Consider the following 26,686-nt stretch of genomic DNA (forward strand, 5'->3'; position numbering starts at 1 on the left):
TCTTCTCTAGCAAAGTCATAACATTTACTAGACTTGCACAGAGAGGTGAAACAATGAGATTTAGTAAACGACCTGGAATAATTGTAGCTGTCCAAGGGACTCATTTAGTAAAAGCCGCACTAGCATTTGTGTTCTTTCTCATTGGGATATTTTCTATAAGCGGAGTCATGACTTCGCTGCGTCCTGAATATAGAATTTCTTCCGATTCGGTCAATCAGGCAGCAACGAATTTAAATGGCCAGCTGTTGTTCACATTGATGGGATGGGAAAACCATCAGTTTCTGCAGGCACTTCCAAAAGGCCATGAAGCACCGAAGCTGACAAACGTGATGTTCAAACTCTCTACTAATATCAATCTGGATGATCCCAGAAGTTTACTGGGGAGGGAGCTTCCAGGATTCTCGCTGTTTGATGGCAAAATTCTTGTTGCTGGCGAAGGGACCAATTATACAAATATGCCAATGGAATCCGCCCCTCCTATTGAGGTGTTGAAGGCAGAGCAAGATGCTGCACTCCAAAACACTGATAAACTCCCGGCATCGCCTGAAGGGAGTGCAGCGGCACCACCATTATCTACTGGAGACCGGAAAGCTGTTTATATCTATTTTACGCACACAAGGGAATCATACTTGCCGTATTTAAAAGGAGTAAATGACCCTAATAAAGCATACCACTCACAGGTGAACGTAACTAAAATTGGTGACCATCTGAAATCAAGCCTTGAGAAGCGCGGCATAGGGACAACTGTAGACAAAACGGACGTAATGGCAAATTTAAATAAGAAAGGCTTAGGTTTCGGTAAGGCCTACCAGGAATCACGGCCTGTTGTAGAAGCTGCAATGGCAGGAGACCGGAATCTGCAATATTTCATCGATATTCATCGAGACGGATACAGAAAAGATAAAACGACGATTCAATTAAACGGCAAATCGTACGCGAAGCTGGCCTTTGTCATCGGCGGGGAGAACGCCAATTATGAGAAGAACCTTGCGCTCGCAAAAGAATTGCACAATCTCCTTGATGAAAAATACGGCAAGGGATTGAGCAGGGGAGTCATAGAGAAAAAAGGTGCATCTACCAATGGTAAATTTAATCAGGATTTATCGCAAAACGCTTTGTTAATAGAGTTCGGCGGTGTGGATAATACCTTTGAAGAATTGAACAGGTCCGCGGATGCTCTAGCAGATGTATTCAGTGAATTTTACTGGCAGGCAGAACAAGTAGGAGCCCCGGCCCAGCAGCCTCCTGACAAGAAATAAATTTTGGCAAGGTGATCGAGATGAAAATGTTCATGCTTAAAAGCTTCATGCTTGCTGCCTTAATGTTCATATCCGTATTGTTCGGGATGCAGCAGGCAAACGAAGGCATCCATAAAATGAAGGGCTATGATGACCCGGAATTCAAAAGTGCTTTCATGATAAAAGAAGATGAAGACGGTTCCTACAAAAGCGCGATATTGGGCAACGATGTCTCCAGCCATGACCTTGAACAAAAGCGGAAAAAACTAGAGGAAATGAAAGCTTTCAATTTATTTTCATCACTTGGAAAGCAACTCGCTGACGGAGTCTCGCTTGTCGTGGAAAAAACAGTAAAATTGATCACAGGGAAGTAAGTGGCAGCGGGCTTGGCCCGCTGTTTTTCGTTTTGGGATAAAGGAGTTTAACCTAATTTTCTTAATTTCATTTTACATAACGATTTCCCAATTTTCTGTGAACATTTCGAGGCAATGGCACAGCTTTGCTCAATGGACCATCTGTGACACTTCTTCTTTTATTTATTGAATCTTGATATTCCTGCTGATATAATCAACAATAGTGTACATGCGCGAGTATAGTAGGAGTGAACGCAATGAACAGAGAAGATAGACTTAATAGACAAAGTAAAATACGGAATTTTTCGATCATCGCCCATATCGACCATGGTAAGTCTACCTTGGCGGACCGGATCCTTGAAAAGACTAATGCATTGACTGCCCGTGAAATGAAGGACCAGCTGCTGGATTCTATGGATCTTGAGCGTGAACGCGGAATTACGATTAAATTGAATTCAGTACAATTGAAATATAAAGCGAAAGATGGAGAAATCTATACTTTCCATTTGATTGATACTCCAGGACACGTCGACTTCACTTATGAGGTTTCGCGGAGCCTGGCTGCCTGTGAAGGGGCAGTGCTCGTAGTTGATGCCGCACAGGGAATAGAAGCGCAGACATTGGCGAACGTTTACTTGGCAATCGACAATGACCTGGAAATAGTTCCGGTTATTAATAAAATTGACTTGCCTAGTGCAGACCCTGAGCGTGTCAGGAATGAAATCGAAGAGGTAATCGGCCTTGATGCCTCCGAAGCTGTTCTTGCGTCTGCAAAAGCGGGTATTGGGATTGAGGATATCCTTGAGCAAATCGTAGCAAAGGTGCCGGCACCAGAAGGTGATCCAGAAGCACCTTTAAAAGCTTTGATTTTCGACTCTTTATATGATGCCTATCGCGGTGTAGTAGCTTATATCCGTGTGGTAGATGGAACGGTAAAAGTTGGGGATAAAGTAAGGATGATGGCGACAGGCAAGGAATTTGAAGTGACAGAAGTAGGAGTTTTCACTCCGAAAGCGACTCCTTCGGATGAATTGACCGTCGGCGACGTAGGTTTCCTGACAGCAGCTATCAAAAACGTCGGCGATACACGTGTCGGTGATACCATCACGAATGCGAAAAACGGCGCGGTTGAACCGCTTCCTGGATATCGCCGCTTGAACCCTATGGTATATTGCGGTCTGTATCCAATCGATTCAGCGAAATTCAATGATTTGCGTGAAGCCCTGGAAAAACTTGAGCTGAACGACTCAGCATTGCAATTCGAGCCAGAAACTTCCCAGGCGTTAGGCTTCGGTTTCCGCTGTGGATTCCTTGGTCTTCTGCACATGGAAATCATCCAGGAGCGTATCGAGCGTGAATTCAAAATTGATTTGATCACGACTGCGCCAAGTGTTATTTACGATGTCATCATGACGGACGGAACAGAAATAAAAGTCGACAACCCGTCAAACATGCCTGACCCGCAAAAAATAAACCGTGTTGAAGAGCCATATGTAAAAGCGACAATGATGGCACCGAATGATTATGTCGGAGCGATCATGGAGCTTTGCCAGGAAAAGCGCGGAATCTTCATCGATATGCAATATATGGATGAAACTCGTGTCAGCATCATTTATGAAATTCCACTATCCGAAATCGTTTATGACTTCTTTGACCAGCTAAAGTCGAGCACGAAAGGCTATGCTTCATTCGATTACGAGTTGATCGGATACAAGCCGTCGAAGCTTGTGAAAATGGACATATTATTGAACGCTGAAAAAGTCGATGCCTTAAGCTTTATCGTCCATAATGATTTTGCCTATGAAAGAGGAAAGGTCATCGTTGAAAAATTGAAGGACCTAATCCCTCGCCAGCAGTTCGAAGTGCCAATCCAGGCGGCTATCGGCCAAAAGATTGTCGCTCGCTCAACTATTAAGGCGATGCGTAAAAACGTATTGGCAAAATGTTACGGCGGGGATATCTCCCGTAAGCGGAAGCTATTGGATAAACAAAAAGAAGGTAAGAAGCGGATGAAGCAGGTCGGTTCTGTTGAAGTTCCGCAGGAAGCCTTCATGGCGGTACTGAAAATGGACGATACAAAACCAAAGAAATAATATAGCAGGGGAGGCTGGATGTGCTTGTGTATCGCGAGCGTTTCTGGCCTCTTTTTAATAGGCATTTTAAAATGCAGTTGGATCATCTATTTTCAAAAACAATTTAAATCCCGGCTGGAAAGCCAAATAGGAAGTGATTCATACATGAAAGCAGCTTATATCCATATACCGTTCTGTCATCATATTTGCCATTATTGCGATTTCAATAAAGTTTTCATGAAAGGACAGCCTGTTGATGAGTACCTGGAGGCACTTGGAAAAGAAATGGAATTAATCGTGAAAGATGATCGTGATGTTCTCGATACGATATTTGTCGGCGGCGGGACCCCGACCGCCTTGAATGAAAATCAGTTAGAAAAATTAGTTCAAAGAATCCAAAAGCAGCTTAACTTTGACAGCAAAACCGAGTATACTTTCGAAGCGAATCCAGGAGACCTGTCAAAAGAAAAGCTCGCCATCCTGAAAAATGCCGGAGTCAACCGTCTCAGCTTTGGTGTTCAAACCTTTAATGATGAGCTGCTTGAAAGAATCGGCAGGACGCATTGCGCTAAAGATGTATTTGCGTCGATTGAGGCAGCAAAAGCGGTTGGTTTTGAAAATATCAGCATCGATTTAATTTACAGTCTCCCAGGCCAGACAAAGCAGGATTTCATCGAATCGATCCAAACAGCCCTCTCTTTAGGTCTTGTGCATTATTCAGGCTATTCACTGATCATCGAACCAAAAACAGTTTTTTATAATTTAATGCAAAAAGGCAAGCTGCCAATCCCTGGCGAGGATGCCGAAGCGGAAATGTATGAAACGCTTATGGAGCAAATGGAACTGCATGGGTTGCACCAATATGAAATAAGCAACTTTGCTGTCCCGGGATATGAAAGCAGGCATAATATCACATACTGGAATAATGAAGAATACTATGGATTCGGTGCCGGTGCGCACGGCTATGTGAATGGCATCAGGCAATCCAACTATGGGCCGCTGAAGAAGTATATGGAACCATTGTCCAAAGGGGAGCTTCCGATCATGGACGCGCATAGGGTAACTATTGAAGAAAAAACAGAAGAGGAAATGTTCCTCGGACTCAGGAAGACAGAAGGTGTTTCTATTCGACATTTTCAGGAAAAATTCAATGAAAACCCTATCGAATTATATAGAGACCAAATTAGGGAATGGACTTCAAAAGGCCTGCTGAAAACAGATGAAGGAAGAATCTTTTTAACCCGGCAAGGACGTTTGCTTGGAAATGAAGTTTTTCAATCATTTATTGGGGTATCAAATCGTTGACATCCTCAGCTTTTATTGATAAATTATTTTTAGAATTAGCACTCGTTCTTATAGAGTGCTAACAGAGGTGATGATGTTGTTAACAGATCGTCAGGTGCTTATATTGCAGGTGATTGTTGATGACTTTATTCGTTCAGCTCAGCCGATAGGTTCACGGAGCTTGTCGAAAAAAGAGGAAATTACTTTCAGTTCGGCGACAATCCGAAATGAAATGGCAGATTTGGAAGACTTGGGTTTCATTGAAAAAACGCACACTTCTTCAGGAAGGATTCCTTCTGAAAAAGGATACCGTTACTATGTCGATAATCTTCTTCTGCCGCAAAAATTGAATCATTCAGACATGGCTGCTATCAAGTCCCTTTTTGCTGAAAGGATTTACGAACTTGAAAAAATCGTTCAGAAATCAGCCAAGATCCTTTCTGAAATGACCAATTATACTTCAATTGTCTTGGGGCCGGCAGTGAAGGATAACAGATTGAAAAAACTCCAGATAGTACCGTTGAATAAGGATACTGCGATTGCCATAATCGTTACGGATACTGGGCATGTGGAAAACAGGATGTTCCATTTCCCGACAAGTGTAGATCCATCCGATGTGGAGAAAATGGTCAATATCCTCAATGAACGCTTGGCTGGAGTTCCGCTTACAAATCTGAATTCCAAGCTTTATAAGGAGATTGCTGTGTTATTGCGCCAGCATATTAGCAGCTATGATACGCTCCTTAATTCGATTGCGGACACACTTAATCTGCCTTCGCATGAAAAGGTGTTTTTCGGCGGCAAGACAAATATCCTCAGTCAGCCGGAGTTCAATGATGTGGACAAAATCCGCAGACTGATGAACATGATTGAGCAAGAGGATGGTCTTTATCAGCTGATCAGGAAAAATCCTGCTGGTATCAACATAAAAATCGGCACTGAAAATGATAACTCAGCGATGGAAAATTGCAGTCTTATTACAGCCACCTACTCGATGGGTGCGGAAAAACTGGGAACAATCGCAGTTTTAGGCCCAACGAGGATGGAATATTCCCGTGTTATCAGCCTGCTTCAATTGATCAGTACAGACCTTTCAAAGGTGCTGACGGAGTTGTATCAAAACAAATAGGCATGGAAATATTGATTAAGGGTGGAACAACCTGTTCCATCCCGAATTGTCATGTGTTTTCTATTGGCTCTTTGCGTAAACTTTGTTACTTTTATAATCTTATTGATGCCATCTTGGATCAGTTACCCCTGCATAAGACTCTAAGGCAAGAAAATACGGGATTAACGATCGTACGAAAGCAACAATCAATGTGGGTACAGCTTTCTATGGAGTCTGAAATACTTCATTGAAATATAACATCCAGGAACTACCCTGGAAAACTGTGGTGATTGAATGATATACGCTGCAGTCATTATTTTAGGGAGGTGAGTTAACGTGACAGAAGAAAAAAACATTGAGCAAGAATTGAACAGCCAGATGGAAGAAGGAACGGTTGAAGAAGTTTTTGCCGAAAACGAAGCTTCTGAACAAATCGCAGATATGCAAGAACAAGATCCAACACAACAGAAAATCACTGAATTGGAAGCGAAACTCGAGGAAGCTGATAACCGTTACTTGCGCCTGCAGGCTGACTTTGATAACTTCCGCCGCCGTTCAAGAATTGAACTTGAGGCGAGCGCTAAATATAGAGCACAAAGCATCATCACTGACCTGCTTCCGGCTATCGACAATTTTGAGCGAGCCATGAAGATGGAAGTGGATAATGAACAGGCAAAATCCCTGATGCAGGGCGTGGATATGGTATACCGCAGCCTGCTTGATGCTCTGAAAAATGAGGGCGTAGAAGTCATTGAAGCGGTTGGCAAAGAATTTGACCCGCATCTTCACCAGGCAGTTATGCAAGCTGAAGATGAAAACTACGGTCCAAACATTGTTGTTGAGGAGTTCCAAAGAGGCTATATGCTAAAGGACCGTATCATTCGTCCAGCAATGGTGAAAGTGAACCAATAACAGTGGTTACAGGGCTCTTTTCGAGGAGACTTCTGAATAAAGATTGGATTTATACTCGCAAAAACCCAGGCCGGTTTTAACTTTTGCTTGAGAAAGCACAAAGTTTTAGAAAAGAGTCTACATAAATAAGCCAGGAGGTAAATTAATTATGAGCAAAATCATCGGTATTGACTTAGGAACAACCAACTCATGTGTTGCCGTACTTGAAGGCGGCGAACCAAAGGTAATTCCAAATCCAGAAGGAAACAGAACAACTCCTTCGGTAATTGCATTCAAGAATGGCGAGCGCCAGGTTGGTGAGGTGGCTAAACGCCAGGCAATCACTAACCCTAATACAATCATCTCTATCAAGCGTCATATGGGTACGGACCATAAGGTAGAGGCTGAAGGAAAAGAATATTCTCCTCAAGAATTATCGGCTGTTATTCTGCAATACTTGAAGTCTTATGCAGAAGATTATCTTGGCGAACCAGTTACAAAGGCAGTAATCACGGTTCCAGCATACTTCAACGATGCTGAGCGCCAGGCAACTAAGGATGCAGGTAAAATTGCAGGACTAGAAGTTGAGCGTATCATCAACGAGCCAACAGCAGCTGCACTTGCTTACGGTCTTGACAAAATGGATGAAGACCAAACAATCCTGGTTTATGACCTTGGCGGCGGTACATTCGACGTTTCCATCCTCGAGCTTGGCGATGGCGTATTCGAAGTTAAAGCTACTGCTGGTGACAACCGTCTTGGCGGTGATGACTTTGACCAAGTGATCATTGACTATTTAGTAGAACAATTTAAAAAAGAAAACGGCATCGACCTTGCTAAGGATAAGATGGCTCTTCAGCGCTTGAAGGATGCTGCTGAAAAAGCGAAGAAGGATTTATCTGGAGTAACTTCTACGCAGATTTCCCTTCCGTTCATCACAGCTGGGGAAGCAGGTCCGCTTCACCTTGAAGTGAACATGACACGCGCTAAGTTTGAGGAATTATCTGCAGGATTGGTAGAGCGTACTATGGGGCCAACTCGCCAGGCTCTTAAAGATGCAGGCTTAAGCCCATCTGAATTGGATAAAGTAATCCTTGTTGGCGGATCTACTCGTATCCCGGCTGTTCAGGAAGCAATCAAGAAGGAAACGGGTAAAGAGCCTCATAGAGGGGTAAATCCTGATGAAGTAGTTGCCATGGGTGCTGCAATCCAGGGCGGCGTAATTTCTGGAGATGTTAAGGACGTTGTCTTGCTTGACGTTACTCCGCTTTCACTTGGTATCGAAACAATGGGCGGTGTATTCACAAAGCTGATCGACCGCAACACAACAATTCCGACATCTAAATCGCAAGTGTTCTCTACTGCAGCAGACAGCCAGACTGCAGTTGATATCCATGTCCTTCAAGGTGAGCGTCCAATGGCTGCTGCTAATAAGACTCTTGGCCGTTTCCAATTGACTGACATCCCGCCGGCTCCACGCGGAATTCCGCAAATCGAAGTTACTTTTGACATCGATAAGAACGGTATTGTTAACGTTCGCGCTAAGGATCTTGGCACTAACAAGGAACAGCAGATTACAATCAAGTCATCTACTGGCCTTTCTGACGACGAAATCGAACGCATGGTTAGAGAAGCTGAGGAAAATGCCGAAGCGGACAAGAAGCTTAAAGAAGAAGTGGAACTTCGCAATGAAGCTGACCAGCTAGTATTCACTGCTGAAAAGACTCTGAAGGATCTTGAAGGCAAAGTGGATGAAGAAGAAGTCAAGAAAGCAACCGAAGCGAAAGATGAGCTGAAGGCGGCAATTGAAAAGAACGAAATTGAAGATATCCGCACTAAGAAAGATGCATTGCAGGAAATCGTAACAAACTTGAGCGTTAAGCTGTATGAAGAAGCTGCTAAGCAGCAACAGGCACAGCAAGGCGCTGCAGGACAAGAAGGAACTGCTAAAGATGATAACGTCGTTGACGCAGAATTTGAAGAAGTAAATGACGATAAATAATCCGTCATAACACCAAAAAGTCAAAGTCAGGTCATACTTGGCTTTGACTTTTTGTTTGTAAGACAAAATACCGCATATCCAGATGTTTTAAATATTGCGTATGAATGTACGGGAATGTTAGAATTATCTTTATGTGAAAAGATTCGGGAGTGGTAATCATGAGCAAACGGGATTACTATGAAGTCCTCGGAGTCAGTAAATCGGCTACGAAGGATGAATTAAAGAAGGCTTACCGCAAGCTTTCTAAGCAATTCCATCCGGACATCAATAAAGATCCGGGAGCAGATGAAAAGTTTAAAGAAGTAAAAGAAGCATATGAGGTACTAAGCGACGACCAAAAGCGCGCCCATTATGATCAATTCGGCCATGTCGATCCTAACCAGGGATTTGGCGGGGGAGATTTCGGCGGCGGTTTTGGCGGTTTTGAGGATATTTTCAATTCCTTCTTTGGCGGTGGCGGCGGCGGCAGACGCCGTGACCCAAATGCTCCAAGACAGGGTGCTGATCTTCAATATACGATGACGCTGAAGTTCGAGGAAGCTGTATTTGGCAAGGAAACAGATATCGAGATTCCGCGTGAAGAAACTTGTGACACTTGTGACGGAACAGGTGCAAAACCTGGAACTAAAGTGGATACATGTAAACATTGCCATGGCAGCGGCCAATTAAATGTTGAACAGAATACTCCTTTTGGCCGTATCGTCAATCGACGTGTCTGCCATTACTGTAATGGTACTGGTAAAGAAATCAAGGAAAAATGTTCAACATGTTCAGGTTCTGGAAAAGTTACAAGACGCAACAAGATCCATGTGAAAATTCCTGCAGGTGTCGATGATGGGCAGCAATTAAGAGTTGCCGGAAAAGGGGAAGCTGGAATTAACGGCGGACCTCCGGGAGATCTTTATATTGTTTTCCATATCAGGTCTCATGAATTCTTTGAGCGTGATGGCGACGATATCTATTGTGAAATGCCAATCACATTTGTCCAGGCGTCTTTAGGCGACGAAGTAGAAGTTCCTACAGTGCATGGCAAGATCAAACTGAAAGTACCAGCAGGCACACAAACAGGAACCAAGTTCCGATTGAAGGGCAAGGGAGTCCCTAACGTACGCGGTTATGGTACAGGGGACCAGCATGTGATTGTAAAGATTGTGACGCCTACAAAGCTGTCAGAAAAACAAAAGCAGCTATTGCGCGAGTTTGCAGAAGTAAGCGGGCAAACGCCTCTGGGTGAGCATGAAGAAAGCTTTTTCTCAAAAGTAAAACGAGCCTTCAAAGGTGATTAATTGAATGGAGCTGGTATAAATGAAATGGTCTGAAATCAGCATTTTGACTACAAATGAAGCGGTTGAGCCGATTTCGAATATTCTGCACGAGGCAGGCGCAAGCGGAGTAGTAATTGAAGATCCGCTCGAGCTTGTGAAGGAAAGAGAGGACCAATTCGGAGAAATATACCAACTCAATCCAGACGATTACCCAGAAGAAGGCGTTATTATCAAAGCCTATCTCCCTGTGAACAGCTTCCTGGGAGAGGCTGTTGATGAGATAAAAGAGGCAATCAATAACCTGATCATCTACAATATTGATATCGGGTTGAATAAAGTATCAATCAGCGAAGTGAATGAAGAGGAATGGGCTACTGCCTGGAAAAAGTACTACAATCCGGTGAAAATTTCCGAGAAGTTCACAATTGTGCCAACCTGGGAGGATTACACTCCGGTCAACACAGATGAATTGATCATCGAGCTTGACCCGGGTATGGCTTTTGGAACTGGCACCCATCCAACAACGGTAATGTGTATCCAGGCGCTTGAAAGAACAGTGCAGCCAGGCGACCGAGTTGTTGATGTCGGTACGGGATCCGGTGTTCTTAGCATAGCAGCGGCAAAGCTTGGTGCAGCAAAAGTCGAAGCAATGGATTTAGACGATGTAGCTGTCCAAGTAGCAAAGCTCAACATAAAGCTCAACAAAGTCCATGGTGTCGCCACTGTATCTCAGAACAATCTATTGGATGGCGTAGCTGAAGGTGCTGACATAGTTGTCGCGAATATTCTCGCTGAAGTGATTCTCCGCTTTGCAGATGATGCTGGCAAAATCGTGAAGGATGGCGGTTATTTTATAACCTCAGGCATCATCCAGCAGAAAAAAGAAGTCGTTAAGGATGCAATGATCAATGCTGGTTTTTCCATTGAAGAAATAATTTCGATGGAAGACTGGGTTGCGATCATCGGAAAAAAGAAATAATGTGAAAAAAGGGGAAACAGTTTATCCCCTTTTTTCTGTCTTTTTAAAACAGCGTAATTTGAAAGCAGGTGCTGTGGTGCAGCGTTATTTTATTGAAGAACAAGGAAGCACGGATCAGTTCAATATTAGCGGCGATGATTATCATCACATTGTACGTGTTATGAGGATGAAAGCTGGGGATGAAATTATTTGTGTTTCGCCTCAGGGGAGAAGCGCGTTTTGCCAAATTGCAGAAATTACCGATGAAATGGTTATGGCAAACGTTGTAAAATGGGAGGAAGGGACTAAGGAGCTCCCAGTACATGTCGTGATTGCGAGCGGTCTGCCCAAAGGGGATAAGCTCGAATTGATTATCCAAAAAGGTACTGAACTAGGTGCCTATGAATTTGTCCCCTTCACTGCATCCCGCTCGATTGTGAAATGGGACAGCAAGAAAGCTGCCAAAAAGGTTGAACGGTGGCAGAAGATTGCCAAGGAAGCTGCCGAACAGTCCCATCGGAGCTGGGTTCCAGAAGTGAAAGAGCCAATTAGTTTTAAAGAGTTGGTTAAAGCGAGCGATGAGTATACTTATAAGCTAGTTGCTTATGAGGAAGAAGCGAGGGAGGGAGAAGCTTCAGTCCTTTCTTCTACTCTCGCGAAATTGGGGAAAGGCGACAGCCTCCTGATTGTATTTGGTCCCGAGGGAGGACTGACCTCCCAGGAAGTTGACCTTTTAAAAAAGAATGGATTTTTAGCTTGTGGTCTTGGGCCGCGCATTCTGCGTACGGAAACAGCTCCGCTATATGCATTGTCAGCTGTTTCCTATCATTTTGAATTATTGAGGTGAAAATAATGCCTACAGTTGCGTTTCATACATTAGGTTGTAAGGTGAACCATTACGAAACAGAAGCCATTTGGCAATTATTTAAGGAACAAGGATACGAGAGAGTAGATTTTGAAGCTATTTCAGATGTTTACGTAATCAATACATGCACAGTGACGAATACTGGTGATAAAAAGAGCCGCCAGGTTATCCGCCGTGCCGTACGCAAAAATCCGGATGCGGTGATCTCTGTTACCGGCTGCTACGCCCAAACATCTCCTGCAGAAATCATGGCGATTCCTGGCGTTGATATCGTTGTCGGAACACAGGACCGCGTGAAAATGCTTGATTATATTGAACAGTACAAGCAGGAGCGCCAGCCGATCAACGCTGTAGGCAATATCATGAAGAACCGTGTCTACGAAGAACTTGATGTGCCTGCCTTTACGGACAGGACGAGAGCTTCGTTAAAGATCCAGGAAGGCTGCAACAACTTCTGTACCTTCTGTATCATTCCTTGGGCACGCGGACTTATGAGATCGCGCGATCCGCAAGAAGTTATCCGCCAGGCACAGCAGCTTGTCGATGCAGGCTATAAGGAAATCGTCCTTACAGGCATCCATACTGGCGGTTATGGCGAAGATATGAAGGATTACAACCTTGCTGCTCTTCTCAGAGATCTTGAGGCACAAGTTAAGGGTATAAAGCGTCTTCGCATTTCTTCCATTGAAGCAAGCCAGATTACTGATGAGGTCATCGAAGTCATTGACCAGTCCAATATTATTGTCCGCCACTTGCACATCCCTCTTCAATCTGGCTCTGACACTGTATTGAAGAGAATGCGCCGGAAGTACACGATGGAATTTTTCGGCGAGCGTCTTGACCGCTTGAAGGAAGTGCTGCCAGGACTTGCGGTAACATCAGATATCATCGTTGGCTTCCCTGGAGAAACGGAAGAAGAATTCATGGAAACTTATAATTTTATCAAAAAGCACCAATTCTCAGAGCTTCATGTTTTCCCATATTCAAAACGCACAGGAACACCTGCTGCAAGAATGGAAGACCAAGTGGATGAAGATGTCAAAAATGAACGTGTCCACCGTTTGATCCAGCTTTCAGACCAGCTAGCAAAGGAATATGCTTCCCAGTTCGAGAATGAAGTTCTTGAAGTGATTCCGGAAGAAATCTACAAAGATGCTCCGGAAAGCGGTCTTTATGTAGGATATACAGATAACTACTTGAAGGTTGTGTTCCCAGCTAACGAAGAAATGATCGGCAAAATCGTGAAGGTCAAGCTTGCAAAAGCAGGCTATCCTTTCAACGAAGGGCAATTTGTCACCGTACTGGAAGATGAGAATGTTGCTGAACAAGCTGTTATGTAAATGAATGTTAGAAGAGCTGGCAAAAATGCCAGCTCTTTTTTAAATTTTTCAGAAGTCAGGCCAGTATTTTATCCGCATTTTAAAATATATCAGCGAAAAATTAAATATTTCAATCACCTTTTAAAATATATCGACCACTTTTTAAGATATATCGACCAAATACTTAGATATATCGACCATATTTAAAGATATATCGACCACATTTCCGATTTTATCGTCCAAATGAGATTTTCAACCACTAACTACGTTCTTCTTTCCCATGAATGAATTCAATCATCCTTCCGAATTTCTCGGCCATCGGGAGAACGAGCAATGAAGCGATTATATTGTAAACGACACTGATATGTGCCAGCTGGACTTCTGGCCGTGCAGCCGTCAGGGGAGCAATTTCGGCTATTTGGTCGATGAATGGATAAAAGGCTGCAGCACCGGCAATGTTCAGCCATACATGCGCATACGCGGTCAGGCGCGCTTCTTTGCCGGCGCCGATCGATGCTAGCAAGGCGGTGATGCAAGTGCCGATATTAGCACCTAACATTGCGGCAACCGCTGAATCCATTCTCAATGTACCTTCGGCCAAGAAGCCCATGATAATCCCTGTCATCGCAGTGCTTGATTGTATCAAGGCTGTGACAATGGTGCCGGTAGCAATGCTGATCAAATGGCTGCCGTTCAAGTTGGCAAGTGCTTGTTCGACGACGGGCAGGCTTGTGACAGGATCAGCCAGGAAGGTGAAGCCGCGCATCGCGGCAAAAACGGCGGCTATCCCAAATGAAATGGCGCCAAGATTTTGCCATGTCTTGTTTCTGGCAACCATCAAAACTGCACCGATAACAGCCAATGGCACAATGAATGCGTCAATATTGAATGTGATGATTTCAAGTGTGAAGGTCGTCCCAATATTAGAACCAAGAATAATCCCTATTGATTGAGAGAATTTCAGCAGGCCTGCCGAAATCAATCCGATTGTAAGGACCATTACTGCGGAGCTGCTATGCAGAAGCGCTGTTACGACTGTTCCTGCTATCAGTCCTTTTATAGGTGTGTCAGTCATGATGGTCAGCCAATTTTTCATCCTGCTTGCTGATAACTGAAACAACCCTTTTCTCAACAATGTCATTCCGGCTATGAAAATAGCGAGGAATAATAGAAATAACAATAGATAGACCATTGCGTTCACCCTTTCAATTAAATGTATGAAAAGGGGAGCAGGACATGCATATAAAAATTCATAATCAAGTATGATAATCGGCTAAAATACATAATTTAAAACAAGGGCTAAATACAGTTGACCTCCTGCCGCTGTTATATTATAATTGCAAGGTACATGGTTTCCATGTGTTTTGGTGTTAGTGTGTTGTGCTCGGAGGGAGGGAAAGAGAATGTCTAAAACTGTCGTTCGTAAAAACGAATCGCTTGAAGATGCTCTTCGACGCTTCAAACGTACTGTATCTAAATCAGGTACTATCCAAGAAGCTAGAAAGCGCGAATTCTACGAAAAACCTAGTGTAAAGCGTAAGAAAAAGTCTGAAGCTGCTAGAAAACGCAAGTTCTAAGAGAGGGTGGAATCAAATTGAGCCTGCTCGAGCGTTTAAATAATGATATGAAACAAGCGATGAAGAACAAAGAAAAGGACAGACTCACAACGATTCGGATGATTAAAGCATCCTTGCAGAACGAAGCGATCAAGTTCGGCAAGCAGGAGCTATCCGAAGAAGAAGAGTTAACTGTACTTTCTCGTGAAGTGAAGCAACGCAAAGATTCCCTCCAGGAATTTGAAAAGGCAGGTCGTGAAGACCTCGTTGAAAAGATACAAAATGAATTAAAACATGTCGAGGTTTATTTGCCACAGCAGCTTAGCGAAGAAGAAGTGACGTCAATCGTCAAGGAAGCTATCGCAGAGACAGGCGCGGCATCGAAAGCCGATATGGGTAGAGTAATGGCTGTCATTATGCCTAAAGTAAAAGGCAAAGCAGACGGATCTCTCGTTAATAAACTTGTACAACAACACCTTTCATAAAAAGCTCGAAGGCCGCAGGATATTCTTGTGGCCTTTTTAGCATATACTGAAAGAGAGTTTTACGCTAAAAAGGCTGGGTTGATTATCAATGTTGATTTTTATCAGCCCTGTTGATTGGCGTGGAAGACGAGAGACGCCTGATTTTTGCTCAACGGTAACATAGCTGGTATTAGAAGCTAAATATTAATCCTGCAACTATATCGATTGAAGCAGAAACCAACTGATCAGTTTTAAAAAGCCTTACATAGAAACGAATCAGAAAATAATGAAACCTTTTTGCATCCTTTTACGTAATACCGCTATGGCCTGATTTTTAAGAATGGGGGTGCCGAATTGAATATAAAATCAGTGGTTGCCAGCATGATCATCCTCTTATCGCTGGCCGGGCTGATCAATCCGTACACTGCAGATGCAAAAGAAAAAATAGTATATGTGGTGCCGATTGAGGAAACGGTCGAAAAAGGCTTGCTAGCCTTTTTAGAAAGAGCAGTGGAAGAGGCTGAAGAGGCGAATGCTGAGGCAATCATTTTTGATGTGAATACACCCGGCGGTGCAGTAGACGCAGCAGACGGAATCGGAAAATTGTTTACTGGTACTGAACTGAAAACAATCGCCTTCGTAAACAAAAAAGCCTTATCAGCAGGAGCATATATTTCTCTGAATACAGACGAAATATATATGGTACCAGGTTCGACGATGGGCTCGGCTGCGATCATTGACCAGCAGGGAAATACTGCAGGAAAGAAGGCTGAATCCTATTGGTTTGCTGCTATGAAAAGCGCTGCGGTCGAGAGTGGCCGTGATCCTGTTTATGCACAGGCGATGGCTGATGAAAGCATAGATCTGCCGGAGCTTGGTGCTGGTAAAGGGAAATTGCTGACACTAACTGCAGAACAGGCCCTTGAGGTTGGTTATTCAGAGGGTACAGTGAAAAACCTGGATGCCTTGCTTGAAAAGCTTGGGTATGAGAATGCAGAAATCAGGAATGTAGATGAATCCTTCGCTGAAAAACTGGCTAGGTTCCTCACACATCCGGTTGTCATTCCGATCTTGATGACTATAGGCAGCTTGGGCCTGGTGCTTGAGTTATATTCTCCGGGATTTGGCTTGCCGGGATTAGCCGGGCTTACTTCGCTGTTATTGTTCTTCTATGGCCATCTTGTTGCTGGTCTTGCCGGATTCGAAACGCTTATTTTATTCGCCCTTGGAATTGGATTGATTCTATTGGAATTTTTCGTTCCGGGTGGAATAGCAGGGGCGATAGGCTTCTTAGCGATCATTGCCAGCTTTTTTATTGCTTCGGATAATGTGGTCCATATGGGCATATCGCTATTGATTGCCTTGACTGCGTCTGTCCTTTTATCTATTTTGATGATAAGGGTGTTTGGAAAAAGGATGAAATTATTTAAACGTATCATACTGACTGATTCAACGAGTACGGAAAAGGGCTATGTATCCAATAAGAATCGTCTGGAGCTGATTGGAGTAGAAGGAATTACTTTGACTCCGCTTCGTCCTTCGGGTACGATCCTTATCGAGGACGAACGCATCGATGTAGTCAGCGAGGGTGGCTTTATCCCTAAGGACAGAAAGGTAAGGATCATTAAAACTGAAGGATCAAGAATTGTGGTAAGAGAGGTTTAAACAAGGCTATTTTCCAACTTTTTGTTTATCGATTATTCACGGTGAGCCAATGTATAGTGAAAAAGCCTGAAAATATATTTGAGGAGGCAGTTTAATGATTGAAGCAGGAACAGCATTTGTTTTAATCGCAGTTGTACTTGCGATAATTTTTCTCGGTGTATTACTGACATTTGTGCCAGTAATGCTCTGGATTTCCGCTTTGGCAGCGGGTGTTAAGGTAAGTATTTTCACCCTTATCGGTATGAGACTTAGAAGGGTAATTCCAAGCAGGGTCATCAACCCGATGATCAAGGCCCATAAAGCTGGACTGAATGTAACAACGAACCAACTGGAAAGCCATTACCTTGCCGGGGGTAACGTTGACAGGGTGGTAAATGCTTTGATTGCTGCGCACCGTGCCAATATTGAGCTTTCGTTCGAGCGTGCTGCCGCGATTGACCTTGCCGGCCGTGATGTTTTAGAGGCAGTGCAAATGAGCGTTAATCCTAAGGTGATTGAAACACCTTTCATTGCTGGTGTTGCCATGGATGGGATCGAAGTAAAAGCGAAAGCGAGAATCACGGTGAGAGCTAACATCGACAGGCTAGTCGGTGGTGCGGGTGAAGAAACAATCGTAGCCCGTGTTGGCGAAGGTATTGTATCGACTATCGGTTCTTCAGATAATCATAAAAAAGTGTTGGAGAATCCTGATATGATTTCCCAAACCGTCCTTTCAAAAGGTCTTGATGCCGGGACTGCTTTCGAAATCTTATCGATCGATATTGCGGACGTTGATATCGGCAAAAATATCGGTGCGGAGCTTCAAACTGAACAAGCTGAAGCAGACAAGAAGATTGCCCAGGCGAAAGCTGAAGAGCGCCGCGCGATGGCTGTTGCCCAGGAGCAGGAAATGAAGGCGCGCGTACAGGAAATGAGAGCGAAGGTTGTCGAAGCAGAAGCTACGGTTCCGCTGGCGATGGCAGAAGCACTTCGTGAAGGCAATATTGGTGTAATGGATTATATGAATATCCAGAATATCTCTGCCGATACGGATATGCGAGGATCGATCGGAAAGCTTTCCAGTGGAAAAAAAGAAGATGAGAACAATAATAACTGATGCGAGAACCCGTTAAAAGGAAGGGGGGCTCCTCATGGAACAATTACTTGAGTTATTTAGTAATCCAATAGCGCTTTTTATCCTGATCGGGGTAATTTCCAGCATTTTTAACAAAGCAAAAGGAAATGTCCAGGAGCAACAGCAGCGTCCAGTACGTCCGTCCCGTCCTCTCGCAGATATGAGGAGACAGGCGGAAGCTAAACAGGATCCTCGATATGATAACCGAAGGAATACTCAGCCTGGGACTGGACATGATCAGCGAAGGGGGGCAAAACCCGAGCCCCGGCAAAATAATCGGAGGGAATCTGTGAACAGTCCTCGTCCGGTTCAGCCTATTCCTGTAAAAGCTGAGAGAGATGCCGAAGTTCTGGGCGATCTCCAAAAGGTCTATCAGGAAAGAAAGCAGCAGTCTCAAACGGGCAACCAGAATCAAAGGGCTGCTGAAAGAGGCAGAATGTCTACGGAGAATACAGGACGTATGAGGCAGCAAAGGTCCGAAAAGGAACCTGAAATAGACTTTCAGCCTGATCGGGAAAGGCTGGTTGAAGGATTAATCTGGTCAGAAGTACTTGGCAAGCCACGTGCCAAAAAGCCTTACCATCCGGGCAGGAGATATTAGTCAGGCTTCAGGACCTGAATAAGCATGGTCTAATTATGCAGTCAGGCTGTAAATTGCTGTATGAAGAATGCCTATCCATAAAGTGAAAAAAGGTGCTAGAACCTTCTTTTTTCTCATACATATGAGATGAAAGGGGGTTCTTTTTTTTATGGCAAAAAAATGGGGCCAGTATGTACGAAAATGGATGACACAAAAAATGGATCTTCCTCAAGATGTCATGATGGATCTCCCTAGAATCACGATGATTGGGCAAGTCCATATATATATTGAAAATCACCGGGGGCTGCTTGCTTTTTCAGATGGCGAAGTGCGGCTGATGATCAAACATGGACAGCTGCTCGTCAAAGGCAAGGCCTTTGTCATAAAGACGATTTTACCCGAAGAGATTTTACTGGAAGGAAAAATCGATCAGGTGATATATATAAACGACTGATACGAGGGGGAGAACAATGAAAAACCAATGGATTCACATCTTTTCCGGTACCGTGAAGGTTAAATTGACCGGAAAAGGGATAGAAAGATTTCTTAATCAACTTACCAAAAATGGCGTTTCGATATGGAATGTGAGAAAGCATGGATCAGAGGCCGTAACCTTTTATGTCAATTTGCAGGATGTAAAGAAACTGAGGATCCCTGCAAGGGACAGTAATTGTAAAATCAGGTTCCTGGAGAGGGCGGGTGGCCCTTTCTTTTTAAGCAAATTATGGACAAACAGTGGTTTCTTTATTGGTGCTTGCTTATTTCTAGGCTTAATCATGCTTCTTTCCAACATGGTTTGGGGTATAGAGATAAGAGGCGCAAACCCTGCTACTGAGCATCATATACGCAAGGAATTGGACAAGATGGGGATCAGTGTTGGGAAAATGCAGTTCTCAATTGACAATGTTGAAAGTGTCCAGAGGGAACTGACGGATAAAATAGGTGCGCTTACCTGGATTGGAGTGGAATTGAAGGGGACCACATATCATTTCCAAGTAGTAGAAAAGAGTGAACCAAAGAAGGCTGAAGTAATTGGTCCAAGGCATTTAATAGCAAAAAGGAAAGCGGCCATCGTCAAAATATTCGTTGAAAAAGGAGAGCCAGTCGTTAAAGTGAACGATTATGTTCTGCCCGGTCAGCTCCTTGTTTCTGGTTTATATGGGAATGAGGACGATATGAAGACTGTGGCTGCATCTGGGGAAATACTGGGGGAGACGTGGTATTCAACTAAGGTAGAATTGCCTTTGAAGAGTACATTTCAGGTTTTCAATGGCAGTGAGAAACGCAAATATTCACTTAAAATCGCTGGAAGGACCCTCCCTGTCTGGGGATTTGGCGACCCGGATTTCAAAGAATACGAAACAGAAGTGAACGACCATCCCATTAAATTTTTTAAATGGGAGCTTCCGTTGATGGTGGAAAAAAAGACATTGAGAGAACGTGAAGAAGTCACCCGTATTTATTCGAGGGAAGAAGCTGTTGAAAGTGCAAAAGAATTGGCGAGGAAGGATATAAAAAACCACCTTCCTGAAAATGCTATCATTAAAGGGGAAAAAATTTTACATCAATCAATCGAGAATGATAAAGTAAAACTAACCACTCATTTTACCATCATTGAAGATATAGCAGTAGGACAACCAATTAGCCAAGGAGACTAAGAATGACAGAAGACTTAAAAACAATGGAAATACAACTTGCGAATCCAAATGAAGCTATTTCGTTATTCGGCAATGCCGATCTGAACCTCAAATTGATTGAGCAGGAGCTTGGTGTCTCGATTGTAACGCGCGGGGAAACTGTCGGAATTTCCGGGGCAGAGGACAAGGCTGGGATGGCACAGGCAGTCCTCAATAACCTTCTTGCAGTCATCCGAAAGGGAATCAGCATCAGCCAGAGGGAGGTCGTTTACGCCATCCAGATGGCTGAGAAGGGAACTCTCGAATACTTCAGGGATTTGTATGACGAAGAAATCAGCAAGAACGTCAAGGGGAAATCAATCAGGGTTAAGACTCTTGGCCAAAGACATTATATAAATGCCATTAAAAGCAGGGATCTTGTTTTCGGTATTGGACCAGCGGGAACGGGTAAAACGTACCTTGCTGTTGTAATGGCTGTAACTGCCCTTAAAAATGGTACTGTATCGAAAATCATCTTAACAAGACCAGCAGTAGAGGCAGGCGAGAGCCTTGGCTTTCTGCCTGGTGACCTTAAGGAAAAAGTTGATCCTTACTTGCGGCCGCTTTATGATGCACTGCATGATATTTTAGGGACGGAACACACACTGCGCCTGATTGAAAGAGGGACGATTGAAATTGCCCCGCTCGCGTATATGAGGGGACGGACGCTGGATGAAGCGTTTGTCATCCTGGATGAAGCGCAAAATACTACTCAGGCTCAAATGAAGATGTTCCTGACACGTCTTGGGTTTGGTTCGAAAATGGTTATTACCGGGGATACTTCCCAGGTCGATTTGCCAAAGGGAGCAAAGTCAGGCCTGGTTGCCGCCGAAAATATCTTAAAGGATGTTAAAGGGATTTCATTTGTGCATCTTGAACAGGCAGATGTAGTACGTCATCCATTGGTTGGCAGGATCATAGAAGCTTATGGTAAAAATGAATAGACAATCTTGCAGTCCGCTCTTGCTAACCCGAGGGCGGATTTTGCTTATTTTTCTAAATTAGAAAGCATTAAATTTACTTCGAGAATTGTCCAGCTCCAGCGCCTAGCCAGTTTTCATCCCTGAGGTCTTCCTCGAGTATCTTGCGAGAAGCGTTAGCTTTGAGCAGCTCGAGTCGATTGTCTAGCTGCGGCTCCTAACTCCTCGAGACGCTTGTCTAGTATCGCCTCCTAGAAACTCCGGAACTTCAACTCCCCCCGCAGAAGCAAAAAGCGCTTCTTTGGTGGAGTCTCCAGTTTCTGCGTTTCTGGGCAGTCGGCTATACATTTCGATTTCGGTCCTGCTAATGAAGTCAAAGAACGACTTCACTGTCAGGCCCTCCAGCGCTTGTCGGAGTTGGACAGTCGCCTATACTTTTCGATTTCGGTCCGCCCAATGAAGTCAAAGAACGACTTCACCGGTCGGCCCTCCAGCGCTTATCGGGGCTGACCAAGGCGCTTGCGCTTTTCTTACCGTCCGTTCTCATTGAAAAAAGTGCTTCAGGTTTGTTATGGACAGCTTGTTCGTACCAATTATTAAATGGAGGTGAAAGTTCAGTTAAAAACTGATATGATGGTACATAAAGTTAGGTAATTTCCCAGTAATTCTCAACTGGCTCTATAATGCCATAATAGGAGGGCTGTAAATGGAAAAGCTGCAGGTCCAGTTAACCGCCATTTTGAACTTGTTGAATATAAAGATCTTTCGGGTTTTATTATTTTTGCTGATCGGCATCGTGATGTATGCTGCAATGTACAGCAATGTAAAGCCTGAAAAGCTTAATCTGGAGCTGTTTTCTGTGGCCGAGCAAACCATCCGTTCGCCCATTACGATTGAGGATAAGGAAAGCACTGAAGCGAGCCGAAGGGATGCAGTTGAGCAAGTTAAAGATGTCTATAACGTGAAGCTGGAATATACCCAGAACAGGGTTGATTTAATTACATCGATCTTTGGCTCGGTTTCTGAAGTGAATGATGAAGCAGAAGAAAAAGTGAACCAGGAGAAAAAAGATGCTGAAGGCACCGAAGTTGAAAACAAAGCAACTCCATCAGAACCAACAATTGAGGAAAAGTTAGCGACACTGAAAACAAAATTGACTGAAAGTGAAACAAAGAGCCTGGCTGACAAAGTGTTCATCCCTTTGCTGCAAGCTTCTAATGAGGAGCTGTTGATTGCCAAGGATTTAACGGTCACTGCGATTAATAATGTCATGAAAAACAGGATTCCTGCTGATGAAGTGGAGAATGCAAAAAAACGAGTAGAAGAAGAATTGAAATATACGAGTTTAAACGGCAGCTTAAAGGATGCTGTTATTGAAATAGGCCGTTATGCTATTGTCCAGAATGAATTCTACGACCCCGAGGCTACAGAGTTTTTACGCCAGCAGGCTATGGATGGAGTTGAGACGGTCAGGATTCTTGAAGGACAGATCCTCGTTGATGAAGGCCAGCTGATCAGCAGGGAAATTTATAAAAAGCTCCAGCTGGTCGGGCTTCTGGAGAGCGAAAATTCCTATATGCCTTTTATCGGTCTTGCGATGATGGTTGCTTTGATCCTGTTCGCGCTCTATATCATCTTCAATGAAATGGAAAGTGCGGATAAAAAACAAAAGAACCTGCTTATTTTCAGCTTTATTTTTATCACGTCGATTCTGCTCATGAAATTGGTCAGCCTGTTTGACGAATTTGAATACTCGGAGATCGGTTATATATTCCCGGCAGCAATGGGTGCCATGCTCATCAAAATCTTGATCAATGAACGCCTTGCGTTATTCCAGATGGCAATCCTTGCTATTAGCGGGACGATTATTTTTAATGAAGGCATTACCGGAACGCTGAATGTTTCTTTAGGAATCTATATATTAATCAGCGGGCTGGCAGCGATTCTTTTTTTACAAAAGCAAAATAGGCGCTCGAAAGTACTTCAAGCTGGTTTATTTGTTTCAGCGATCAATCTTATTGCCATTCTTTCAATGCTATTTCTGAGGAACAGCCAGTTCTCCGGATTGGAATACGGCTTTTATATCATTGCTGCGTTCGTATCTGGAATAACTTCAGCAGTGCTGACAATTGGTTTGCTGCCATTTTTTGAAGCAGGTTTTGGCATTCTCTCAACCTTGAGGATGATTGAGCTATCAAACCCTAACCATCCTCTCTTAAGAAAGATTCTCACGGAGGCACCGGGCACTTACCATCACAGCGTCATGGTCGCCAACCTGTCTGAAGCTGCATGTGAAGCGATTGGCGCAAATGGTTTGCTTGCCAGGGTCGGTTGCTATTATCATGACATCGGGAAGACGAAGCGTCCGCAGTTCTTTATCGAAAATCAGATCAATATGGATAACCCGCATGATAAATTGCCTGCATTGACGAGCAAAAATATCATTATCGCCCATGCCACCGATGGAGCAGAAATGCTCCGTAAGCACCGTATGCCGAAGGAAATCATTGATATCGCAGAGCAGCATCACGGAACAACATTATTAAAATTCTTTTACCATAAGGCGAAACAAGCAGGACATGAGGTAAAGGAAGAGGATTTCCGTTACCCTGGCCCCAAGCCGCAAACAAAAGAGTCAGCTGTCATCGGGATAGCCGACAGTGTAGAAGCAGCCGTAAGGTCGATGGCCCATCCGACTCACGAACAGATTGAGACACTTGTCCACAATATCATTGCCGACAGGCTCCAGGATGGACAATTAAGCGAATGCGATATAACCTTAAAAGAGCTTGATACTGTGGCTGATACCCTTTGTGAGACGCTGAAGGGGATTTTCCACTCAAGGATCGAATATCCCGAAATGAATAAACAGAAGGTGAAGCAGGCATGAATCTAGAAATCGATTTTTTGGATGAAATAAATGAATTGTCCGAGCAGGAAATTGTAGAAATTGAAAAGCTGTTGAACTATGCGGCAGAAAAGGAATGTGTCCAGGCGGGAAGTGAGCTTTCGGTTACATTCGTAACGAATGAGCGAATCCAGGAAATCAACCGCGAATACCGCGATAAAGACCGGCCAACAGATGTGATTTCCTTTGCGATGGAAGAATTGGGTGAAGGAGAGCTTGAAATTGTCGGTGAGGAAATCCCGCGCATACTGGGAGATATCATCATTTCGGTTCCTAAGGCCAGGGAGCAGGCAGAGGACTATAACCACCCTTTCATGAGGGAACTTGGCTTCCTTGCAGTTCATGGGTTCCTGCATCTATTGGGATATGACCATATGAATGAACAGGATGAAAAAACGATGTTTGACAAACAAAAAGAAATTCTGGATGGTTATGGACTTGGACGCTGATAGAGGGGGGAAGCATCGTGTAGCATCTTCCTTCAAATTTGGCTTTCAGGGAATAGCTTCTGCTGCTGCCCGGGAAAGGAACATGCAGATTCATATCGTGATTTCTGTCTTAGTATTAGTTGCAGGTCTTGTATTTTCGATTTCTAAGTATGAATGGATTACGATCCTGCTTTGTATTGGCGGGATGATTGCCCTGGAAATGTTGAACACTGCAATTGAACGTACAGTGGATATGTACACGAAAGAATTTCATCCACTGGCGAAGCAGGCGAAGGATATTGCTGCCGGAGCTGTCCTTATATTTGCAATCATCAGTGTAATAATTGGTTTAATCATCTTTATTCCAAGAATTTTAGCATTGGTCAATTAGTTGTCCGAAAAGGGGCAACTTTTCTTTTTGAAAGGCAGTTTTTTAAATCATTGACGCCTTGTCCGCCATATCAATGTGCAGCGGGAGCAGCGGAATTGGTGAGATCCAAATCGAGATAATCCTCATGAGGTTCACCCCGCAGTCGTTTTAGCGACAGAAAAAAACAGATTAATCCTGCGTTTTTCCAGCAAATCTTTCACCCGATTTGAAAACAGGAAAAAACTTAAGTAAAATGACATAACAGTGTAAAAGTAGTTAATAAGTGTTTTTAGAAAATTAAAAATTTTATATTTCATTTTTGCTACAAACGATGAAATCTCTTTAAAAATAAGGTAAAATTAAGTGGAGAAGGGAATTACAATATGAATTTTAAAAATCCAGGCAATCAATCTCACAAATCAGGCTTTATTTCAATCATTGGAAGGCCTAATGTCGGTAAATCAACCTTTCTTAACAGGGTAATCGGCCAAAAAATCGCCATCATGAGCGATAAACCGCAGACGACCCGCAATAAGGTCCAGGGTGTCCTTACTTTGGAGGATTCACAGTTGATTTTCATTGATACTCCGGGGATTCATAAACCAAAGCACAGGCTTGGCGATTTCATGATGAAGGTAGCTCAGAATACTTTAAAAGAAGTCGACCTAGTATTGTTCATGGTCAATGCGAACGAAGGATATGGGCGTGGAGAAGAATTTATCATTGAGAAACTGCAGAACGTGAAAACGCCGGTTTTCCTAGTGATTAATAAAATTGATTTAATACATCCAGACCAGCTGTTTAAAGTGATTGAATCCTACAATGAGAAGTTTAACTTTGCTGAAATTGTTCCTATTTCGGCTCTCGAAGGTAACAACGTTGAAAAGCTGCTGGAACAAATCAAGGAAAGAATGCCTGAAGGGCCACAGTTTTATCCTGCAGACCAGGTAACGGATCATCCTGAAAGGTTCATTGTTTCCGAGTTGATCAGGGAAAAAGCGCTGCATCTTACTCGGGAAGAAATACCCCATTCTCTAGCCGTAATGATTGAAAAAATGGAACGCCAGCCTGAAAAGGACATGGTGCATGTCATGGCAACAATCATTGTCGAAAGGGATTCACAAAAAGGAATCATTATTGGGAAGCAGGGCGGCATGCTGAAGGAAATTGGTAAAAGGGCACGGCATGATATTGAGAGCCTGCTCGGATCGAAGGTTTTTCTTGAATTATGGGTGAAGGTACAGAAAGACTGGAGGAATAAAGCATCGCAATTGCGTGATTTTGGTTTCCGGGACGATGAGTATTAAGCCTGTATGGCAAATGCTCCATCATTAACATATTAATGTTTTGCGAAAATTATGCATGAACTGGATTTACAATTTTTTCGTAACATGAAAATCTGATTGACAGGCTATGATATTGTTAAGGATTTGGGATGCATGTATTGCTAGTGAAAAAACGAAAGGTGGGGTTTTCGATGTTGGATTTTACCTGGAAGGTGTTTTCGCAAACAGGTAACATTGACACATATCTTCTCTTTAAGGAATTAGAGAAAGACGATCAAGAAATACCCGGTTATCAGGAGGAACAGCTAGCAGAAATTGATTTTCCAATCTCATAGGATTGTCGGTAGTAATGGATGGTGACAAC

The 26,686-nt window shown here is 43.5% G+C and carries 26 protein-coding genes; 24 read left to right on the forward strand and 2 right to left on the reverse strand.

Going from position 1 to position 26,686, the window contains the following annotated elements; translation table 11 throughout:
* Positions 1–53: 53 nt before the first annotated feature.
* The 11 genes from spoIIP (at position 54) to mtaB (ending at position 13,376) form a co-directional block, all read left to right on the forward strand.
* A complete protein-coding gene (gene spoIIP / locus M3204_RS05890; RefSeq protein ID WP_251479546.1) occupies positions 54–1,259 on the forward strand; it encodes a stage II sporulation protein P in 1,206 nt (401 codons plus the stop codon).
* A gap of 20 nt (positions 1,260–1,279) precedes the next feature.
* Positions 1,280–1,612 carry a YqxA family protein gene (locus M3204_RS05895; RefSeq protein ID WP_251479548.1) on the forward strand — a complete coding sequence of 111 codons (333 nt, stop codon included), beginning with the start codon at positions 1,280–1,282 and terminating at the stop codon, positions 1,610–1,612.
* A gap of 236 nt (positions 1,613–1,848) precedes the next feature.
* Positions 1,849–3,684, forward strand: a complete 1,836-nt coding sequence (lepA, locus tag M3204_RS05900; RefSeq protein WP_251479550.1) for a translation elongation factor 4 — start codon at positions 1,849–1,851, stop codon at positions 3,682–3,684.
* A 144-nt stretch (positions 3,685–3,828) separates the two neighbouring features.
* Positions 3,829–4,968: a radical SAM family heme chaperone HemW gene (hemW, locus tag M3204_RS05905; protein ID WP_251479551.1), complete on the forward strand. Its 1,140-nt coding sequence runs from the start codon at positions 3,829–3,831 to the stop codon at positions 4,966–4,968.
* 76 nt (positions 4,969–5,044) lie between these two features.
* A complete protein-coding gene (gene hrcA, locus M3204_RS05910) occupies positions 5,045–6,076 on the forward strand; it encodes a heat-inducible transcriptional repressor HrcA (protein ID WP_251479920.1) in 1,032 nt (343 codons plus the stop codon).
* Between the two features lie 315 nt (positions 6,077–6,391).
* The gene (gene grpE / locus M3204_RS05915) at positions 6,392–6,967 is read left to right on the forward strand and encodes a nucleotide exchange factor GrpE (protein WP_353056031.1); all 576 of its coding nucleotides are present in this window, start codon (positions 6,392–6,394) and stop codon (positions 6,965–6,967) included.
* Positions 6,968–7,115: 148 nt separating this feature from the next.
* The gene (gene dnaK / locus M3204_RS05920) at positions 7,116–8,948 is read left to right on the forward strand and encodes a molecular chaperone DnaK (RefSeq protein ID WP_251479552.1); all 1,833 of its coding nucleotides are present in this window, start codon (positions 7,116–7,118) and stop codon (positions 8,946–8,948) included.
* 158 nt (positions 8,949–9,106) lie between these two features.
* On the forward strand, positions 9,107–10,234 hold the full coding sequence (gene dnaJ / locus M3204_RS05925; protein WP_251479553.1) for a molecular chaperone DnaJ: 1,128 nt from the start codon (positions 9,107–9,109) through the stop codon (positions 10,232–10,234).
* 19 nt (positions 10,235–10,253) lie between these two features.
* Positions 10,254–11,192 carry a 50S ribosomal protein L11 methyltransferase gene (prmA, locus tag M3204_RS05930; protein ID WP_251479554.1) on the forward strand — a complete coding sequence of 313 codons (939 nt, stop codon included), beginning with the start codon at positions 10,254–10,256 and terminating at the stop codon, positions 11,190–11,192.
* Between the two features lie 76 nt (positions 11,193–11,268).
* Positions 11,269–12,018, forward strand: a complete 750-nt coding sequence (locus tag M3204_RS05935; protein ID WP_251479555.1) for a 16S rRNA (uracil(1498)-N(3))-methyltransferase — start codon at positions 11,269–11,271, stop codon at positions 12,016–12,018.
* A 5-nt stretch (positions 12,019–12,023) separates the two neighbouring features.
* Positions 12,024–13,376 (forward strand): tRNA (N(6)-L-threonylcarbamoyladenosine(37)-C(2))-methylthiotransferase MtaB, encoded by a 1,353-nt coding sequence (mtaB, locus tag M3204_RS05940; RefSeq protein ID WP_251479556.1) that lies wholly within the window; start codon positions 12,024–12,026, stop codon positions 13,374–13,376.
* A 238-nt stretch (positions 13,377–13,614) separates the two neighbouring features.
* On the opposite strand, the gene M3204_RS05945 is transcribed toward mtaB, so the two are convergent.
* On the reverse strand, positions 13,615–14,547 hold the full coding sequence (locus tag M3204_RS05945) for a Na/Pi symporter (protein ID WP_251479557.1): 933 nt from the start codon (positions 14,545–14,547) through the stop codon (positions 13,615–13,617).
* Between the two features lie 211 nt (positions 14,548–14,758).
* Between M3204_RS05945 and rpsU the strand changes: the two genes are divergently transcribed.
* The 8 genes from rpsU (at position 14,759) to M3204_RS05985 (ending at position 21,354) form a co-directional block, all read left to right on the forward strand.
* Positions 14,759–14,932 (forward strand): 30S ribosomal protein S21, encoded by a 174-nt coding sequence (gene rpsU / locus M3204_RS05950; protein ID WP_015595024.1) that lies wholly within the window; start codon positions 14,759–14,761, stop codon positions 14,930–14,932.
* Between the two features lie 17 nt (positions 14,933–14,949).
* Positions 14,950–15,396: a GatB/YqeY domain-containing protein gene (locus M3204_RS05955; protein ID WP_251479558.1), complete on the forward strand. Its 447-nt coding sequence runs from the start codon at positions 14,950–14,952 to the stop codon at positions 15,394–15,396.
* Between the two features lie 360 nt (positions 15,397–15,756).
* Positions 15,757–17,040 carry an NfeD family protein gene (locus tag M3204_RS05960; RefSeq protein WP_251479926.1) on the forward strand — a complete coding sequence of 428 codons (1,284 nt, stop codon included), beginning with the start codon at positions 15,757–15,759 and terminating at the stop codon, positions 17,038–17,040.
* A 94-nt stretch (positions 17,041–17,134) separates the two neighbouring features.
* Complete coding sequence (gene floA, locus M3204_RS05965) at positions 17,135–18,136, forward strand: flotillin-like protein FloA (RefSeq protein WP_251479559.1); 1,002 nt, start codon at positions 17,135–17,137, stop codon at positions 18,134–18,136.
* 34 nt (positions 18,137–18,170) lie between these two features.
* Positions 18,171–18,755 (forward strand): hypothetical protein, encoded by a 585-nt coding sequence (locus M3204_RS05970; RefSeq protein WP_251479560.1) that lies wholly within the window; start codon positions 18,171–18,173, stop codon positions 18,753–18,755.
* 148 nt (positions 18,756–18,903) lie between these two features.
* Positions 18,904–19,188 carry a sporulation protein YqfC gene (gene yqfC / locus M3204_RS05975; RefSeq protein ID WP_251479562.1) on the forward strand — a complete coding sequence of 95 codons (285 nt, stop codon included), beginning with the start codon at positions 18,904–18,906 and terminating at the stop codon, positions 19,186–19,188.
* Between the two features lie 16 nt (positions 19,189–19,204).
* Positions 19,205–20,392, forward strand: a complete 1,188-nt coding sequence (yqfD, locus tag M3204_RS05980) for a sporulation protein YqfD (RefSeq protein ID WP_251479564.1) — start codon at positions 19,205–19,207, stop codon at positions 20,390–20,392.
* Positions 20,393–20,394: 2 nt separating this feature from the next.
* Positions 20,395–21,354, forward strand: coding sequence for a PhoH family protein (locus M3204_RS05985; RefSeq protein ID WP_251479567.1), 960 nt, complete (start codon positions 20,395–20,397; stop codon positions 21,352–21,354).
* Positions 21,355–21,534: 180 nt separating this feature from the next.
* Here M3204_RS05985 and M3204_RS05990 read toward each other — a convergent pair whose 3' ends face one another.
* Entirely contained in the window at positions 21,535–21,720 is a 186-nt protein-coding gene (locus tag M3204_RS05990; RefSeq protein WP_251479569.1) for a hypothetical protein, read from the reverse strand.
* A 316-nt stretch (positions 21,721–22,036) separates the two neighbouring features.
* Here M3204_RS05990 and M3204_RS05995 point away from each other — a divergent pair, with 316 nt between their 5' ends.
* From M3204_RS05995 to M3204_RS06015, 5 genes are all read left to right on the forward strand, one after another.
* Entirely contained in the window at positions 22,037–24,220 is a 2,184-nt protein-coding gene (locus M3204_RS05995; protein WP_251479570.1) for an HD family phosphohydrolase, read from the forward strand.
* Complete coding sequence (ybeY, locus tag M3204_RS06000) at positions 24,217–24,687, forward strand: rRNA maturation RNase YbeY (protein ID WP_251479572.1); 471 nt, start codon at positions 24,217–24,219, stop codon at positions 24,685–24,687. Before M3204_RS05995 ends, ybeY begins: the two co-directional genes overlap by 4 nt.
* On the forward strand, positions 24,671–25,057 hold the full coding sequence (locus M3204_RS06005) for a diacylglycerol kinase family protein (protein ID WP_251479929.1): 387 nt from the start codon (positions 24,671–24,673) through the stop codon (positions 25,055–25,057). The genes ybeY and M3204_RS06005 overlap by 17 nt, the downstream gene beginning before the upstream one ends.
* A 362-nt stretch (positions 25,058–25,419) precedes the next feature.
* A complete protein-coding gene (era, locus tag M3204_RS06010) occupies positions 25,420–26,343 on the forward strand; it encodes a GTPase Era (RefSeq protein WP_251479574.1) in 924 nt (307 codons plus the stop codon).
* Positions 26,344–26,513: 170 nt separating this feature from the next.
* A complete protein-coding gene (locus M3204_RS06015) occupies positions 26,514–26,657 on the forward strand; it encodes a YqzL family protein (protein ID WP_251479575.1) in 144 nt (47 codons plus the stop codon).
* Positions 26,658–26,686 lie beyond the last annotated feature (29 nt).

Source organism: Mesobacillus subterraneus, assembly GCF_023715485.1.
GTDB lineage: Bacteria > Bacillota > Bacilli > Bacillales > Cytobacillaceae > Mesobacillus > Mesobacillus subterraneus_B.